Genomic DNA, 18356 nt, shown 5'->3' with positions numbered 1-18356 from the left:
TCAAAAACATTGAGTCAAGATTTTATACACATCTATTTCAACACATAAAAAAAGGATGCTTAAGCATCCTTTTTTAATCTTAGATCAATTCATCAATCAAACAAACGGTCAAAAAAAGATTTTTTCTTTGGCGATGATTTATTATCATCACCATCCATGGTTGCCTGTAATTCTTGTAATAATTCACGTTGACGGGATGTTAAATGTACTGGTGTTTCCACCACAACTCTACACAATAAATCCCCAACCATACTGGTACGAACAGGTTTTACCCCCTTACCACGTAAACGGAATAATTTACCTGTTTGTGTTCCTTCAGGAATTTTTAAACTTACACGACCGTCAAGTGTCGGAATTTGAATTTCTTTACCTAAAGCAGCATCAGCAATACTTACAGGTACATCCATATAAAGGTCAGCACCATCGCGTTGGAAAACTTCATGTTCACGAACCACAACTTCAACGTATAAATCACCAGATTGACCATCACGAATCGCTTCACCTTTGCCAGATAAACGAACGCGGTCACCATTATCTACACCTGCTGGAATAGTCACCTCAAGTGTTTGTTGACGATCTGATACACCCGATCCATGACAGGTATTACAAGGATTCTTGATGATCTTCCCTTGTCCACGGCAAGTACTACAAGTTTGTTGAACGGAGAAGAAACCTTGCTGCATACGCACCTGACCCGCGCCATGACATGTTTTACAAGTTTCTACATCATTTGGATTTTTAGAGCCTTTTCCATCACATGTTTCACAAGGTGCTGGTGCAGTGAAGGTAACCGTCTTCTTAACGCCTTTGACTGCTTCTTCAAGCGTCAACTCCATCACATAGCGCAAGTCTGAACCACGGCGTGCTCGTTGTTGACCTCGGCCTCCGCCTCCGCCAAATGCACCGCCAAAAATATCTCCAAATTGACTGAAAATATCCTCTGCACTGAAGCCGCCGCCAAAACCGCCGCCTCCGCCCATACCACCTTCAAATGCTTGATGTCCCATACGGTCATACATACTTCGTTTTTCAGAATCTGAAAGAACTTCATATGCTTCAGCTGCTTCTTTAAACTTTTCTTCAGCTTCCGTATTATCTGGATTACGGTCTGGATGATATTTCATCGCCAACTTACGGTAGGCTTTTTTAATTTCATCATCACTAGCGGTTTTAGAAACAGCTAAAACCTCATAATAATCACGTTTAGCCATGTCTGGCGATGCTCCTCACGGAAATTACTAACGACTTAATGTCGTCTTTAATTGGGGGTTAAATTATATTTTACAAGCGTGATATATAAAAAATTAATGCAATTAAAAAACTGCTTTATTTTTTATAAACTTAGAAATGCCTTTAATCCAAGCATTGAGCAAATAAAGAAAGGCAATTAGAACGAATACTACACCAATAACCGTACAAGCAGTTACCCAGATATATGTATCCCAATAATAAAAATAGAGAGGAATAAACCACAAGGATGCAAAAATCATAACAATAAAATAAATGAGCGAATTTCTCATGACCCAGAATGCTTGCGCCTGCAACCAAACTTCCGCATCATTAGCAGCTATTATTTTTTTTGCAAAAAAATAAGCAAATATGCTTGTAAATACTGTAAATAAAGCGAAAAACATGCAGATATAAGCGATCATAATTGAGCGACGATACTTTGCTAAATTATCTTTTGCCATTCTAAACTCAACCCCAAATGCCACATTTTTATTTTATACTATGTGACCCATCAATTTTAAAACCGTATTACAAAATACAGAGGATAATCGTATCGAAATATTCAATATTTTCCGCTATAGAATGACAGAATATTTAAATAATATTGTTTATTTTTCCATCTTAAATCTTGTTATTTATAAGATAGAGCCAAATAGAACATTCATCAGAATACCCTTCCGCAAGTATAGCAATAAAAAATGTTCTATGTACATCGAATAATAGCGCATAAAATCATTCATTCAAATACTAGCAAATCAATATTATTCGTATTTTTTCTTTATATTCAATATAAATTTGTAATGGCAATCAATAGACATTTATTTTCACTGATTCCACTAATTTTATATCGCTGCGCCAAACTTTATACTTACCTTAAAACCTAATAAAAAACATATTAAAAAGAATTTCACTTTTATGGAACGCGCACAAAATTTTCTCCATCATAATTCTAATATTTTGCTCGTAATTTTTATCTATTAAGACTGTCATTAATATGCAACTTTTGTTGGATATTACTTGGAATGTCATATTTTCAGAGTATAGTCAACAAAGAAAGATATAATGGAGAGCATAAAATGATTCAACAAATTGCAGCCCCTTTACGCGAAGACGTACGATTACTTGGAAATTTACTTGGGGAAACACTCAAGGAGCAAGTAGGCCAAGATTTGTTTAATCAAGTAGAGCAAATACGTGCCTTATCTAAAGGTGCAAGAGACGGTCAAGCTGAAGCTGAAAAACAATTAGAAATTTTACTTTCAAGTTTAAATGATGAAGATATTTTACCTTTAACTCGTGCATTCACACATTTTTTAAATTTTGCCAATATTGCGGAACAATACCACGTTGTTCGTAACCGTAGACAAAGTGAATTTGACAAAAACTCCCCCTCTCCAAACCCTCTTGATCATTTATTTAAAAAATTTAAAGATCAAAAAATTTCCTCCGATATTCTTTTTAAACAAATTTGTGAATTAAAAATTGAGTTGGTCCTTACAGCACATCCAACCGAAGTCAGCCGTAGAACATTAATTCAAAAGTATGATGGAATTAATGATTGTTTATTCAAGATGGATCAACAAAAGCTTACTCCAAGAGAACATCAAGCGGTTTTAAATGATCTAAAACAACTCATTTGTTCTGCATGGCAAACCGATGAAATTCGGCAACATCGTCCAACCCCAGTCGATGAAGCAAAATGGGGATTCACAACCATTGAACAAACGCTTTGGAATGCAGTTCCAAAATTTATGCGTGAATTAGATGAGTTTGTTGCGATACATTGTGAACAGCCGCTGCCATTAACGATTTCTCCAATCCGCTTTGCATCATGGATGGGAGGAGACCGAGATGGTAATCCAAATGTGACTCATCAAGTTACACAAGAAGTTTTATGGCTATCTCGCTGGAAAGCAGCAGATTTATATTTACGTGATATTGAAAACTTACGTTGGGAACTTTCAATCCAACAATGTTCTGATGAACTTTTACAAGCATTAGGTTCAGATCATCAAGAACCTTACAGAGAATATTTACGTGATATCCGTGAACGCTTAAAAACAACACGTGAATGGTTAACAGCAAAATTGTCAGGTAAAGATTTAGATGACCATCTTGTTATTAAAAGTAAAGATGAATTACTACAACCTCTCCTCCTTTGTCATCGCTCATTAATTGCCTCTAATTTACCTGAAATTGCCAATGGTAAATTGTTAGATTTCATTCATCGTGTCAATTGTTTTGGCATCGAATTACTAAAATTAGATATTCGTCAAGAGTCTGGTCGCCATCGCCAAGCAATTTCTGCAATCACGGAGTATTTAGGTTTAGGGAATTTTGAAACATGGACCGAGCAAGCGCGTCAAAACTTCTTGTTACAAGAGTTACAAAGTAAACGACCATTATTACCAAAATTTCTTCAAGAACCCAAAGGAAGCTTAATTGAAGACCCCAATGTACAAGAGGTCTTTGCAACAATGCGTACATTAGCAGCGCAACCTGCTGAAAGTTTAGGTGCGTATATTATTTCTATGGCTGAATACCCAAGTGATGTTTTGGCGGTACTACTTTTACAAAAAGAAGCGGGAATTCAACACCCTTTAAGAGTTGTGCCGTTATTTGAAACCTTAAAAGACTTAGATAATGCAGCAAATACCATGAATACCTTATTCAATATGCATTGGTATAAACAGCATATTCAAGGTAAACATGAAGTTATGATTGGTTATTCTGATTCAGCAAAAGATGCAGGCTTTATGTCAGCCAATTGGGCACAATACCGAGCTCAGGAAGAACTCACAGCGATTGCTCAAAAGCACAATGTACAATTAACGTTATTTCATGGTCGTGGTGGATCAATCAGTCGTGGTGGTGCGCCCACTCAACAAGCCTTATTTTCACAACCTCCTGGTTCAATTTCAGGGGCTATTCGTGTTACTGAACAAGGTGAAATGATTCGCTTTAAATTCGGTTTAGAAGGAATAGCCCTCCAAACACTTGAAATTTATACTGCAGCAACTTTAGAAGCCACGCTTCTTCCCCCTCCAACGCCTAAACAGGAATGGCGTGACTTAATGAATACCATGACAGAACTCTCTGTGCAGGTGTATCGTCAAACTGTTCGTGAAAATCCATATTTTGTTCAATACTTAAGAACGGTTACACCAGAGCTTGAGTTACAAATGCTACCATTAGGATCTAGACCTGCGAAACGCAAAGTCAGTGGTGGAATCGAGTCTTTACGAGCAATTCCTTGGGTTTTTGCTTGGACACAAATTCGACTCATGTTACCTGCTTGGTTAGGGACTGGAACTGCACTTCATCAAGTGATTACGCAAAACCAAAAAGCACGTTTAGAAGAAATGCTAAAAGAATGGCCTTACTTCCAAACCTTAATTGACATGTTAGAAATGGTGCTTTCAAAATCAGATAGGCATATTGCGCTTTATTATGAATCGCATTTAACACAAGATGAAAATTTAAAAGAATTAGGTGCTGAATTACGTGAACGCCTTCAAAATGCAGTTCAAACATTATTAGCACTAAAAGGTGAATCTAAACTACTCAGTAGTAACGATGTCTTGGATCAATCTATGAAAGTGCGGAAACCCTATCTACTTCCACTACACCTATTACAAGCAGAACTGATGAAGCGTCGTCGTGCCTACTTAGCAACACAACAAACTGACCGAACTCCAATTGATCACGCTTTAATGGTGAGTATTACAGGAATTGCTGCAGGTCTTCGAAATACAGGCTAATCTACTCAATATAAAGAAAGCACATGCACAATTCATGTGCTTTCTTGCGTAGACTATCCAAAGAAAAAATGATTTATCAATCTTTAAGAATCATCTTTATTGATTCATTTTAAAATTTTCGTCTAACATAATTTACTGATTTAAAATTATTTTATAAATAATAATACTTTTACCATCTGGTAAAATACCATATAAGTCATACAATTAATTTGAACAAAATTTTGTATCAGTGATTAAATCTTCGAATAAACAAGCGTATCATATGCACAATTTATCTATTGAGTGTTCATTTTATGTCCAATTGGTTTCCCAAATGGCGCCCTTATTCGGGCAGTATCGATGCTCGTCCTGTAGGTACAAATGAATACCTTCCTCCCTTCCAAAGTGCTGTTCTAGGCATACAACATGTTTTTGCAATGTTTGGAGCAACTGTTCTTGCTCCATTCTTAATGGGTTTTGATCCTAACCTTGCGATTATGATGTCTGGAATTTGTACCATCTTATTTTTTATTATGACCGGTGGACGAGTTCCAAGTTATTTAGGATCAAGTTTTGCATTTATTGGCGTTGTTATTGCGGCAACTGGTTATGCTGCATCTGGCACTGGTGCACCCAATGTAAATATCGCAGCTGCCGCAGGCGGAATTATGGCATGTGGTATTTTATATGCAATCTTTGGATTCATTGTCATGGCCACTGGGACTCGGTGGATTGAAAAGCTGATGCCTCCTGTTGTAACAGGCGCAGTTGTGATGATCATTGGACTAAATTTAGCGCCTGTCACCGTAAAAGGTGTTGTTGGAAATAATTTTAATATGTGGATGGCCTTGGTTACCATTTTATGTATGGGCTCAATTGCTGTCTTTACTAAGGGCTTATTGCAACGGCTTTTATTATTGGTCGGACTGGTTATGGCCTATCTGCTGTATTATCTTGTTTCCAATATAATGGGTTATGGAACACCAATTAATTTTGTTCCTATTCAACAAGCTATGTGGTTTGGTCTTCCAACATTCCATTCACCAACATTTAATTTTAATGCTGTTCTCATTATTGCGCCTATTGCATTAATTCTTGTCGCTGAAAACTTAGGGCATATTAAAGCCGTGAGTGCTATGACTGGTGAAAACTTAGATCCGCAAATTGGTAAAGCCTTTGTTGCAGATGGTATTGCAACGACACTATCTGGCGGTGTCGGTGCACCAGGTATGACCACCTATGGCGAGAATATTGGCGTAATGGCAGTAACACGCGTGTATTCCACCATTGTTTTTGCCATAGCAGGTGTATTCGCCATATTTTTGGGGCTTTCTCCTAAATTTGGTGCAGTGATTCATACGATTCCTACTGCAATTTTAACAGGTGCATCTATTGTTGTATTTGGTTTAATTACCATTGCAGGTGCAAAAATCTGGATTGAAAACAAAGTCGACTTTTCTAAAAATAAAAATTTGATGGTTGCGGCTGTGACTATTATTTTAGGAACTGGTGATTTTGCACTTCAATTTGGTAGCTTTAACTTAGGTGGAATTGGTACAGCAACATTTGCTGCATTATTACTCAATTGGTTCTTCAATTTAACTGATAAAACTTAATTACATTCATTCAATATATTGAATTGTTATTGCAGTCTTCGGACTGCTTTTTTTATTTGTAATTTTTTCATAAGATGGGAGGCTCATTAGAATGATGTGAACTATATGCGTTTAGACCTTTTTGATTTAGAGCTCGTCTTACATATTGTAGAAACTGGTAGTTTAACTAAAGGTGCTGAGCGATCTTCTATTTCATTACAAGCCTGTAGTGAAAGAATAAAAAAATTAGAGCAGCTCTATGCCGTTAACTTATTCACACGACATGCATCTGGCGTAAAACTCACTTTAGCAGGTCAAACCTTTATCGAACATGCACAGCGCATTTTGCAACAAGGAAAACTATTACAACAAGCGATGTCCCCATTTGCACAAGGACTCAGTTCTTCCGTTACGTTATGGTGTAATTCTTCAGCTCAAAGTGAATACTTGCCCATGCTTTTACCACAATATTTAGTTGAAAATACCAATACTCAAATTTTATTAAAAGAAGCCGAATCAAGTATTGTGGTACAAAATATTGAAAATGGCACAGCAAAATTAGGGCTTATTTCAAGCTTTTTTAAATCTCCAAATCTCCAAACATTAGATTTTTCAGAAGATCCATTGGTTCTAATATGCCCACCACAACATGAACTCACTCAATACGAAAAACTTAACTTAAATGATATTCTGAACTATCCATTTGTAGGGCTAATGCAATACCATTCATTGCAACAATCCATTGAAACACAAGCTAAACTACTCGGTTGTCAAATTCAATACCGTTTACGACTTCCCAATTTTGCAGCTATTTCACAAGTCGTTGCAAGTGGCGTCGGTATTGCGATTATGCCCAAACGTGCGGCTCAACGTAATAATTCACAATTTGCATTTAAACAAGTTCAGCTTGAAGGTGAATGGGCCAACAGAAGATTATTACTGACTGCAAAAAACTTTGATGAACTCCCAATGGCTTATCAACATTTCACGCAATTTTTAATTTCACAAAGCAGCCTATTAAAACTACTTTCTAACCATGAGCTTATAGATAAGAATCGATGAAAATAATACAAGCGGATTATAAAAATATTTTAATCTTACAAAAAATAGGGAAAGAAACTTACTTATAACACTTTTCAGATATATGGAGTAAAGAAGGAATCATCGATTATTTAAATCAAGATTTTTCTTTAGCATCATTAACGTTATCTTTAAATGATAAAAACCAATTATGGTTTATTTTATTTGATGAAAATCAAATCCCCCAAGGGTTTGCAAAAATCAACTTCAATAAATACAATCCGAACTTAAAACAAATAGGCACTGAATTACAAAAATTTTATCTTTTAGATGCAGCAATTTTAAAAAAAATGAGTCAGCAATTTTTTCAATATATTCTTCGTTTTTTACATGAAAAAAACTATAAATTTATTTATCTAGAAGTATTAAATAATAATATTAGAGCCCAAAAATTCTATAAAAAATATCATTTTGAACATGCATTAGAAACCTCATATGCAACAGACTTATATGATCTGGGAATGATAGTGATGACACTTACCCTCTAATTCCTAGTTAGAGGGTAAGTCATTTTGTTAATGTAAAATCATATATGAGCCTAAAGCAATTAGACCAAAAAAGAACACCTTACGAAATTTTTGCTCAGGTATTTTATAACGCAATTTTGTACCTAACCACATTCCAATTAATGCTGGTATTAAAGCCATCGCAGACATTGCATAATCAATTGGCATATTATCAACTGGATTTTTATAAAGAAAAATCGCAAGAAAAAGTGTAGAAGTGGTAAATGCTAAACCTAATGACTGAACTAAATCATCTCGTTGTAAATGTAAACTTTGTAAATAAGGAACAACTGGAATAACGACAACTCCTGTTGCAACTGTTAAGGCACCACCTAAATAGCCAACAATTGGAGATAACCATTTCTCATGTTTAGAAAGATTTGGCATATTTTTAGCGAATAAACCATAAAGTCCATATAATCCCAACATTGCGCCTAATAATGCCTCACTTTTAAATGCACTATGACCTAATGTTGGGAAAATACTCCATACCGAGCCAATTCCAATAAAAATCAACATTGGCCAGAAACGACGAATTAATCTAAGGACCTTTCCTTCTGCAAAAAGCTGCCAAAAATTGGTCACCATAGAAGGAATAATTAATAACGTTGCGGCTTGAAATGGACTAATGACCATAGTTAAAAGCCCCATCGACACTGCTGGCAAACCTAAACCAATGGTTCCCTTGATGACTCCTGCAACTGCAAATACCATCATTACAAACAACATCATGAGCACTTAACTCGTATATTAAAAATTTAGCTTATGCTAAATCCTTTCTTATTCTTCTCATATCATTGTTTTTTGAAGGAAGCCTCAATAAAAAATTGAGCCTATTTTATCTCTTCTATTATAAGTACACATTACAAAATAAATGCTCATGCAAAATTATCCTCTTTCTACAACCATCCATATACTTAAAAAATGAACAGCTTGAATTGAGCAATAATTCTTAAGGGCGTAATTCTTTTAATTCACGGCGTAAAAAATACTGAAGCATTTCCGTATATAAGCTTTCAATAAGGTCTGGATCTAAACCTTGATGCTGTGCATGCTGCCGAACACGTGCAATTACTTCATCCATTTTAGGTGATTCAATGTCCTGTTTTTTTCGATTAAAACGCAGCACTTGATCAAGGTAAAACTGACGTGTTGCAATTAATTCGACCAAAGCCATATCAATCTCTTCTATTTTGGCCTGTGCCTGCTCCAAAGTCTCAACTTTTTTCTTTTCCATACACACCCCTTGTTACTCTTCTATATCATTTTCACTTTTATACTTTTCTTCTAACACATTACTAAAAATACTTTCAATCATCCAAACTCGATAAAGACTATTAAATACAAAATTTTGTCCCGCGATACGTAATTCTAATACTGGGAAGTTTGGTTGTGATTTCATTTCACAATGATGATCATTTTCTGCTAACTTTTTTCTTATATCTTGATCAAACAAAGTTTTTACACCAAGTTCATGCAAAACTTCATTAAAATGAGGTGCGTAAGATAAGTCTTTTCCTTCCGTCCAAACCGCTTGTAAAATACGATAGATTGCATCGATTTGCTGATCTTCAGGAACACTATAAAATAATTGAGCCATTTGCATGCTGGCTGATTCTGTTGGGCGACAAAATGGGGTAAAAGTAACTTCCGTACGTTTAGATAACCTTGTTGCGAGACTCCAATCAAATAAATCACGCCCATGATAACTTAACGGGTAAACTTTTAAATGAATATTATAATAGTTGGCTAACTCTTCCTTAATATAAGCCAATAACAACCATGAAATAGGATCTTCTAAAGCAATATACAAATCAAGTTCTGGATCTAATTTTTGTATTTCATTTAAGGCTTCTGCATGACTAATTAAATGTTCACGCCAATCAATATGATTGATCAAAAAAATTGGATTATCCGTCAATAATTTTTGTTGTTTCAAACGTCGTGTCAATCGGAGCAAATCATCTACGGCATGATATTGTCGCCCACCAATTTCAAAATAGCTGACCAATACAGGATCATCATTAAAAATACGCTCTGGAAAGTTTTGTGCTTTATGATGATAACTTGCCATTGCATGAAGCATTCTGAGTTTTCCATATTGTTTTTGCCACAACATATGAAAAATATCTTCTAGCAAATATAAGAAATCTTGTCCTCTCAAAGGTGTATTTTTTAAAATGATTTCTGCTTGCTGTAAGGCTTCAGCGGTTGGTTGTTCAGGTGTTTCATCAAAACTAAAACGATGTTGTTTAGATAAAATTTTTGCGTCATTTAAACAATAATTTTGCCATTCCAAATATGACATTGCATTTGGGGGCTCAGCGGCTTGGCTGGAAATAATAATTTTTAATGGCTTTAATTCATCAACTAATATTTCTTCTAATTGTGGCAATTGTTGTACAGTCAAATAACTATAAACATCATCTAAACGAAGATGAATACTCAAACCTTGATCAATAGATAACACCGTTTTTCGAATCGGTTTTTGGTAAAACCAGCTCGATCGAATTGGATCAAACCAACGGCGTAACAATGACATGGGATTTAACCTCGAAGAAATAAATACATTTGTGATTTACAAATCAAACTTATTTTCTCTTATTTAATACAATCTAGAAATACAAATCTTGTGAAAACTTATATCAAGCTCACCTAAAATATTCAATCATTTACTTATAATAAGTTATTCAAAGTATAAAACATATGATCTTAAATATATTATAAATTCTCTTATGCACCCTATAAATTAAAAAAGCACCCTCATTAAAAGGATGCTTTTATCATCGAATAATTCAATGTTTTAAATTTCTCGTACTGCGCCTTTTGCAGCACTTGTTGTATGCATCGCATAGGCTCTAAGTGCCTTAGACACTTTACGTGGACGCTCTTGTGCAGGCTTCCAACCTTTGGCTTCTTGCACTTCACGACGAGCATTCATTACAGCATCTTCTACTGCTAAGTGAATGGTACGATTTGGAATGTCAATCTCAATACGATCACCATCTTCAACGAGACCAATTGCACCACCCTCAGCAGCTTCCGGTGAAACGTGACCAATCGATAAACCTGAAGAACCGCCAGAGAAACGACCATCGGTTATTAATGCACAATCTTTACCTAATCCTTTCGATTTTAAATAACTGGTTGGATAAAGCATTTCTTGCATACCAGGACCACCTTGTGGGCCTTCGTAACGAATAACAACAACATCACCAGCCACAATTTTTCCGCCTAAAATCGCATCTACTGCTGCATCTTGGCTTTCAAATACACGTGCTATTCCATTGAATTTTAGGATAGACTCATCTACACCTGCAGTTTTTACGATACAACCATCAAGCGCGATATTACCGTAAAGTACAGCCAAACCACCATCTTTAGAAAACGCATGTTCTACATTACGAATGACACCATTTTCACGATCACCATCTAAGCGTGAATAGTAACGATCTTGTGAAAATGCAGTTTGTGTTGGTACACCACCCGGTGCAGATTTAAAGAAATTGTACACTTCTTCATTTTCTGTACGGATAATATCCCACTTATCTAAAGCATCTTTTAACGTTTTTTCGTGAACTGTTCCAACCGAAGTGTCTAATAGACCTGCTCGATCTAATTCACCTAAGATCGACATGATTCCACCTGCACGGTGCACATCTTCCATATGTACATCCTGTTTCGCAGGTGCAACTTTACAAAGTACAGGCACTTGACGTGATAAACGGTCAATGTCGTCCATCGTAAAATCAACTTCTGCTTCATATGCAGCAGCCAATAAGTGCAACACCGTATTTGTTGAACCACCCATTGCAATATCTAAAGTCATGGCATTTTCATACGACGCTTTGGTTGCAATATTACGTGGTAACAAACTGTAATCATTTTGCTCATAATGACGTTTCGTAATTTCAACAATGAGCTGACCGGCTTTTTCAAATAATTTTTTGCGATTCGCATGTGTTGCAAGTGTTGAACCATTACCTGGAAGTGACAAACCTAATGCTTCTGTTAAACAGTTCATTGAATTTGCAGTGAACATTCCTGAACATGAACCACATGTTGGACATGCTGAACGTTCATATTCTGCAACTTCTTCATCAGTGAAACTATCATCTGCCGCAACAATCATTGCATCTACAAGGTCAATGGCATGTTCATTTCCGCGGATTTTAACTTTACCCGCTTCCATAGGTCCGCCTGACACAAATACAACTGGAATATTTAATCGCATTGCAGCCATTAACATTCCAGGGGTGATTTTGTCACAGTTTGAAATACATACCATTGCATCTGCACAGTGTGCATTGACCATATACTCAACAGAATCGGCAATCAAATCACGTGAAGGAAGTGAATACAACATGCCATCATGACCCATTGCAATACCATCATCTACAGCAATCGTATTAAATTCTTTTGCGACACCGCCAGAAGCCTGAATTTGTTCTGCAACCAGTTGCCCTAAATCTTTAAGATGGACATGACCTGGTACAAATTGTGTGAATGAGTTGACGACTGCAATAATTGGTTTACCAAAATCTTCATCTTTCATTCCTGTCGCACGCCATAAACCACGTGCGCCAGCCATATTTCTTCCGTGTGTAGATGTTTTTGAACGATAATCTGGCATGGTATTTTTCCAACAGTATTTGTGCTTGAATGAATAGTTTCACTCATTCTGGCGAAATATCCCTGATAATATTTGAGTTGATCAGTCTAAGACTAAATATCATACTATAATTCATGAAGAATAGATGAACTCTTATCAAGACAATCTATAAAGATATTTCTAAATGTTTAATTAAAATTTAAATTGAAGAACTACTATATCGTTATCTGAATAGAGAAAAAACAAAACTTTCATGAATATTTTTATCATTTTGCATAAAAAAAAGCTATAAAAGGTTCCTTATATAGAAACCTTTTTCTATCATTTACTTTTAGTCAAATATAAACCAGTACATGCTTTTGCATCAACATTTGTACAAATTTCAGCCATTTTAGGTGTTATCCACTTCAATGCCAATTGAATTTTTGTATTGTTATAGTCTGATTTATCTCCTGCACACCCCTCTAATAAATTATCTGTAGTCACATTCATTAAAAGAACATCTAAATTATCTGATGAAGTCGATCTTACCACTGCAAATTCACCGACCAATAACTTTTTATTGACTTGATATTTAAAATCACCTGGTTTTTTAAATTCAAATTTTTCGATACATTGTGTTTTTGGATTATGTAGTACCCACGTCCCCCAAAACTCTTTATCTAAATTAACTCTGGTTTTATCCAACGCTTGGACACTTAACGTATGACCTAATAATAAGCACAAAATAAATATTTTTTTTAGCATGCTATTTTTCCTCTTTTCTTTATTTTTTCTTTAAATAAAATTATATTTATGTGTGAAATTTTTCTAAAAGTTTTAAATTGACTAAAAATGATAAGTTTCATTCTATTGTGGAATTTTCTTTATATTTTTAGTCAATTATATTTATATCATTTTAAAATATAAATTTAGCATAACTCATCATCATTTAAAATCGTATCTTTTTTATTCATAATTTTAAAAGCGAATCACTTCATTTATGCAGATTTTAATCAATCACACCACTTACACCAATGCGTACACTCGGATCACCTTCTGAAGCGACTGCCAACCCACCTGTTACAGCCCAATTCCCACTTTCTGCTGTCCGCTTTAGGGTCATTCCCACTGCAGACTCCCCACCATGATGAGCTACTCCTGCAGCATAAGTATATTTACCTGCAACAAATGGTGCAGGCTCCATAGCCATAGCTGCCGCAATACCAGCATTTGCTTGTTTAGAAACCTGACCTATTTTCTTATGAGTAGCAGCCAAAGATTTATCTATTTTTTGATCTAAATTTGTGATTCGTTGATCTAAGACTTTATCTGTATTATTCAACGCATCTATCGCACTTCCAACATTCTGATAAGCTTTATTTGCAACATGATAGGTGGGTGCCTGAAATATTTGTTTCGATTGATCATATTTCGCACCTCCGCCTAAATATTGGCTTAAGACTTGATTCGTTGTATTTAATTGACCAACCGTTACCGCATCATTTTCAGCTTTACCAGCTGCAATCCCAGCAAGAACTCGATCTCCATCTTTTCCAGCCATATTAACTTTATTACCACCACTATTTTGCGCTAATGTAATATCTGCATTATTTGTTCCCTGTTGTACAAGTCCAGGGCTGCTACTACCATTACCTAAACGTTGCTGTAAATTTAAAATATTATTCTTATTCGCTTCTATTTGTTGTTGTACACCCCATAACTGACCACCATTGACAACATCTTTTGAATTTTGACCAATATCGCCAGGTGCAACATTTGATAGTTTAGTTCCTTTAGAACCTTCAAAAGTCAGCTTCGATGTATCTGTAGAACCATCTCTTTTTTTATCATACTGTGGCATATCTCCTCTTTGCTGATTACCTTTTTGATTTATACTGGCTAATACTTGTTGTAATTGTCCTTCAGTTGCGGCACGATCTGATTGAACATTATTACTGTCCCATTTTGTGTTCGCCAACCCTGTAATATAATTATTTCTAATATTGGTTGTACCAATCAAAATACTTCCTTGCGCACCTAATTCAATATTACGAGCTAACCCAAATAAAACCTCTCCTCCTGGTTTAGTTTTGGTGTAGATGTTCTTACCTTGATCCGATTGATTAAAATCAGTATTTTTTTCAGCACCTTTAAATGTGATCGCTTCATCCAATGCTATTCTATAAGGTACTCCACTATTGGCCTGTAAAATAATACCTTTACCAATGACATGACCAATTGCATTATGTAAGTCACCGGCATTTACAGCCTTATTTGCATTTGCTTTATTGGTATAATCTCCGGCACTCGCTAAGTTGGAAATACTTGTTCCTCCTGTCATCATCCATTTATTGTTCTCCGGATGAGTCGTCAATTTAAAGCCTTCTCCTCTCAATACAATTTTATTGTAATTAACGTCTCCTGTTTGCTGATTAACGACATAGCTCACTGCCGATTTACTTGCTACACCTTGAGCATCCGAGACCAATTTTAATTGTTCTTCTGTTGCCGCACGTCCAGTTTTAGCAAAATTTGAATCTGCTAATGTCTTATTCTTTAGTCCTTTAATTGATCCTTGCTCAAACAATGTATCACCAATTTGTATAGTGTTGTTTTTTAAAAAAATATTTCCTATTTTTAAACTTCCATCGGCTGTTAAATTCAAATTTTTAGAAAGTGCTAACTTAAGTCCTTCTTGATCTGCTACTGTTGTAATATTTCCATCTTGATCACCAACAATCGATAATTGATCTCCTAATTTTTTCTGTCCTGTATTGCCATTATTACCCTGAAATGTTATGCCCTTTTCGAGCAGTATATTCTTGTTTTCTTGGCTTAACTGTAGCGCTTTATTGGTATTTTTTGTTAAACCATCTAATTTTTTTAATGCTTCTTTTTGTCCAACTTGATGTTGATTTGAGACTAATTGTAATTGTTCTTCCGTTGCCGCACGTCCAGTTGTAGCGAAATTAGGATCGGTTAATGTTGTATTGTTTAAACCTTTAACTGATCCTTGCTCCAATAGCGTTTCACCGACTTGCAAAGCATTATTTCTTAAATGCATATTCCCAATAATAATGCGACCAGTCGTACTTAAGTTTAAGTTTTTAGCGAGTTGAATCTTTAGATTATCCCCATCTGCAATCGTTCTTATATTACTATCATCACCGATAATGGATAACTGATCACCCAATTTTCTAAGATGCGTTTGTCCTGTATCTGCACTAAACGTTAAACCTTTTTCTAATACACTTTTTTGGACAGCTTGTCCTAATAGCAGCGCATCATTGGTATTTTTAGATAATCCATCTAATTTTTGAACAACTTCATTTTGAGTAGCTTGCGTTTGATTTGCGACTAATTTTAATTGTTCTTCCGTTGCTGCACGCCCAACTTTGGCAAAATCTTGATGCGTCAATACTCTATTTTTTAAACCGATCGCTGAACCTTTTTCAATCAGAACTTCACCAATACGAATGGTGTCATTTTTTAAATGCACGTTTCCAATGGTAATATTACCATCGGCTGTTAAATTTAAATTTTTAGACAGTGCTAACTTTAAACCATCATTATCTGCAATTGTTGTAATGTTGCCGCTTTTATCTCCTATGATAGAAATCTGTTCACCTAATTTTTTCTGCTCTGTTAATCCACTATTTCCTCTAAACGTTAGACCTTTTTCGAGTATATTTTTATGTGCATCTTGTCCTGCTTTTAATCCATCTTGTGTAGATTTAGATAAACCAATTTGATAGGTTGTTGCGCCATCAGCTTCGGTTTTCTTATGAATTGATACGCTATTATTGGCACCTTGAATATTCGTTTTGACTGCACGTATCGCCCCATCAATAGTATTTTGCCCCGTACCCGCAATATTAGTTGTTGTAATATTTCCATTTACATTCTTTGCACTTGAACCAATCATACTTTCTAAATGACTTTGTGCTTTTTTTAACTGCCTCACATTAACTGCTTCTAAATCAGAAGACCCATCTGCAACCTGTTGAATACGACGTGCGGCATCGGCTCTCCCTACAGAAATCACGCCATTTTTTTCTACTGCTGCTTGACCTGTTAAATAGGCTATGTCTGATGATTTTGAGGTTATAGCTCCTGAACCAATAGATACACTATTTTCTAGATTTGATCGTGAATCTATTCCAAAGGAAAGTGCATTTTTTGCAGATGCTGTGGCATTTTTTCCTATTGCAATTGCATGATCACCTTCAGAGACGCCACCTCCAATTGCTGTTGAAAAAGTTTTTGTTGCACGAGAGGCTGTTCCTAAAGCAAGTGATTGTGCGCCTTCTGCAATGGTTTTATTTTTTGAAAGATCACTTCCTAAGCCTGCACCCAATGCAGAAGATTCTAGCCCTTTTGCAATTGCTCCAGATCCAAGTGCAGTAGAACCAGCACCGAGCGCTTGTGTACCTCTACTCCCTATAGCGGTAGCATTTTGCAAAATTGCTTCTGACCTACGTCCAATTGCAATTGCACTATTTCCAACTGCCTTCGCATAGCCACCTATAGCTAAACCAAAATTTTGGCTGTCTCCAGTTTTCGCAAAAGCACCAATTGCAATTGAACCTACAGCATCTGTAAATGCCTCTTTACCAATTGCAATTTGCCCCCCTCCTAATAAGACTCGCCCATCCAATGAAGGGCTGGTTTTTTGTCCTGTAACTGCTTTACTTCCAATCGCAATATTATCTATTCCTGCAGACTTACTTTCACTCCCCAATGCAACACTATTTTTTGCAGTGGCAGTTGCGATATAGCCTATTGCCGTACTTTGATTTCCAGTTGCATAACTTTGGCGCCCCATAGCAATAGACATAATTCCTTGTGCTTTATTTGCAACGCCAATCGCAATAGATGAATGTTTATCTGCTAAATTTCCGATCCCTAAGGTAACTGAAAAATAATCTGAACTTACATTTCCTTGCCCAAGCGCTAAACTATATGAACTCCCTGAAACTTGATTTTTTGTACCTATTGCTAAACCACCACCATTGCTCACTTTATTTAACAGACCAATGGCTAGACCTGTAGAAACAATCTGATTATCCCCAGTAGGATATTGAATATTCGGTATCTTTCCTTCACTTACTGGTTTCCGATGATCATAAATGCTTTGATAAGTATTTTTACTATCAATTTTAATCTTGTTAAAACAACCTATCGCTATACTGTACTGAGTTAAATTTCCTTTACTAATCACATTAGTACATACCTTAGGCGAGAGTGTAAGATTATTATTTGATACCAGTTGTATATTATTCGCAAATGCTCTATCTGGTGCTCCACTTAGACCTAAACAAAAAAGAATGGCTAATGAAATAAGATTCCGTTTAAAGAATGTTTGATGTGTTTTCTGAGTCTTATTTATATTCGTGATTGAACCACATACTTTCAGTTTACTTTTAGCTAATTCAGAGACAACAATCCAAGTCCCTATTTTTATATTCCAAACAATTTTATAAATTTTATTCATCTTTTAATATCCTTCGCTAACTTACTTTTATTCTTTCCCCAATAAAGTACAGTGCAAAGGTTATTTATAAATATTCTTCACTTGATTATTTACAAATACTAAACAGTGAATGTTTGA

12 protein-coding genes are annotated in these 18356 nt (G+C 35.6%); 4 read left to right on the top strand and 8 right to left on the bottom strand.

Annotated features, from left to right (window positions below; all coding sequences use genetic code 11):
* Positions 1 to 92: 92 nt before the first annotated feature.
* Both dnaJ and B9T31_RS06685 read right to left on the bottom strand, forming a co-directional pair.
* Positions 93 to 1211, bottom strand: a complete 1119-nt coding sequence (gene dnaJ, locus B9T31_RS06690) for a molecular chaperone DnaJ (protein ID WP_086181188.1) — start codon at positions 1209 to 1211, stop codon at positions 93 to 95.
* 102 nt (positions 1212 to 1313) lie between these two features.
* Positions 1314 to 1691: a hypothetical protein gene (locus B9T31_RS06685; protein WP_086181187.1), complete on the bottom strand. Its 378-nt coding sequence runs from the start codon at positions 1689 to 1691 to the stop codon at positions 1314 to 1316.
* Between the two features lie 615 nt (positions 1692 to 2306).
* On the opposite strand from B9T31_RS06685, the gene ppc reads away from it, so the two are divergent.
* The 4 genes from ppc (at position 2307) to B9T31_RS18225 (ending at position 8133) form a co-directional block, all read left to right on the top strand.
* Positions 2307 to 4991: a phosphoenolpyruvate carboxylase gene (gene ppc, locus B9T31_RS06680; protein ID WP_086181186.1), complete on the top strand. Its 2685-nt coding sequence runs from the start codon at positions 2307 to 2309 to the stop codon at positions 4989 to 4991.
* A 293-nt stretch (positions 4992 to 5284) separates the two neighbouring features.
* Positions 5285 to 6586: a solute carrier family 23 protein gene (locus B9T31_RS06675; protein WP_086181185.1), complete on the top strand. Its 1302-nt coding sequence runs from the start codon at positions 5285 to 5287 to the stop codon at positions 6584 to 6586.
* A 105-nt stretch (positions 6587 to 6691) separates the two neighbouring features.
* The gene (locus B9T31_RS06670; RefSeq protein ID WP_086181184.1) at positions 6692 to 7627 is read left to right on the top strand and encodes a LysR family transcriptional regulator; all 936 of its coding nucleotides are present in this window, start codon (positions 6692 to 6694) and stop codon (positions 7625 to 7627) included.
* Positions 7628 to 7707: 80 nt separating this feature from the next.
* A complete protein-coding gene (locus B9T31_RS18225; RefSeq protein WP_416202526.1) occupies positions 7708 to 8133 on the top strand; it encodes a GNAT family N-acetyltransferase in 426 nt (141 codons plus the stop codon).
* 27 nt (positions 8134 to 8160) lie between these two features.
* Here B9T31_RS18225 and B9T31_RS06660 read toward each other — a convergent pair whose 3' ends face one another.
* From B9T31_RS06660 to B9T31_RS06635, 6 genes are all read right to left on the bottom strand, one after another.
* Positions 8161 to 8883 carry a sulfite exporter TauE/SafE family protein gene (locus B9T31_RS06660; RefSeq protein ID WP_086181315.1) on the bottom strand — a complete coding sequence of 241 codons (723 nt, stop codon included), beginning with the start codon at positions 8881 to 8883 and terminating at the stop codon, positions 8161 to 8163.
* A gap of 220 nt (positions 8884 to 9103) precedes the next feature.
* Positions 9104 to 9388 (bottom strand): chorismate mutase, encoded by a 285-nt coding sequence (locus B9T31_RS06655; protein WP_086181182.1) that lies wholly within the window; start codon positions 9386 to 9388, stop codon positions 9104 to 9106.
* Positions 9389 to 9400: 12 nt separating this feature from the next.
* Complete coding sequence (locus tag B9T31_RS06650; RefSeq protein WP_086181181.1) at positions 9401 to 10693, bottom strand: hypothetical protein; 1293 nt, start codon at positions 10691 to 10693, stop codon at positions 9401 to 9403.
* Between the two features lie 261 nt (positions 10694 to 10954).
* On the bottom strand, positions 10955 to 12784 hold the full coding sequence (gene ilvD / locus B9T31_RS06645; protein WP_086181180.1) for a dihydroxy-acid dehydratase: 1830 nt from the start codon (positions 12782 to 12784) through the stop codon (positions 10955 to 10957).
* Positions 12785 to 13084: 300 nt separating this feature from the next.
* Positions 13085 to 13510 carry a hypothetical protein gene (locus tag B9T31_RS06640; RefSeq protein WP_086181179.1) on the bottom strand — a complete coding sequence of 142 codons (426 nt, stop codon included), beginning with the start codon at positions 13508 to 13510 and terminating at the stop codon, positions 13085 to 13087.
* A 244-nt stretch (positions 13511 to 13754) separates the two neighbouring features.
* Positions 13755 to 18239 (bottom strand): ESPR-type extended signal peptide-containing protein, encoded by a 4485-nt coding sequence (locus tag B9T31_RS06635; RefSeq protein WP_086181178.1) that lies wholly within the window; start codon positions 18237 to 18239, stop codon positions 13755 to 13757.
* Between the last annotated feature and the right edge of the window lie 117 nt (positions 18240 to 18356).

Origin of the sequence: Acinetobacter sp. ANC 4558 (genome assembly GCF_002135375.1) — a bacterium.
Lineage (GTDB): Bacteria > Pseudomonadota > Gammaproteobacteria > Pseudomonadales > Moraxellaceae > Acinetobacter.
This window is presented reverse-complemented; position numbering and strand designations above follow the sequence as displayed.

Coding starts and splice junctions, on each gene's coding strand:
- dnaJ (WP_086181188.1), bottom strand. CDS start 1,211: ATGGCTAAACGTGATTATTATGAGGTTTTAGCTGTTTCTAAAACCGCT.
- B9T31_RS06685 (WP_086181187.1), bottom strand. CDS start 1,691: ATGGCAAAAGATAATTTAGCAAAGTATCGTCGCTCAATTATGATCGCT.
- ppc (WP_086181186.1), top strand. CDS start 2,307: ATGATTCAACAAATTGCAGCCCCTTTACGCGAAGACGTACGATTACTT.
- B9T31_RS06675 (WP_086181185.1), top strand. CDS start 5,285: ATGTCCAATTGGTTTCCCAAATGGCGCCCTTATTCGGGCAGTATCGAT.
- B9T31_RS06670 (WP_086181184.1), top strand. CDS start 6,692: ATGCGTTTAGACCTTTTTGATTTAGAGCTCGTCTTACATATTGTAGAA.
- B9T31_RS06660 (WP_086181315.1), bottom strand. CDS start 8,883: ATGATGTTGTTTGTAATGATGGTATTTGCAGTTGCAGGAGTCATCAAG.
- B9T31_RS06655 (WP_086181182.1), bottom strand. CDS start 9,388: ATGGAAAAGAAAAAAGTTGAGACTTTGGAGCAGGCACAGGCCAAAATA.
- B9T31_RS06650 (WP_086181181.1), bottom strand. CDS start 10,693: ATGTCATTGTTACGCCGTTGGTTTGATCCAATTCGATCGAGCTGGTTT.
- ilvD (WP_086181180.1), bottom strand. CDS start 12,784: ATGCCAGATTATCGTTCAAAAACATCTACACACGGAAGAAATATGGCT.
- B9T31_RS06640 (WP_086181179.1), bottom strand. CDS start 13,510: ATGCTAAAAAAAATATTTATTTTGTGCTTATTATTAGGTCATACGTTA.
- B9T31_RS06635 (WP_086181178.1), bottom strand. CDS start 18,239: ATGAATAAAATTTATAAAATTGTTTGGAATATAAAAATAGGGACTTGG.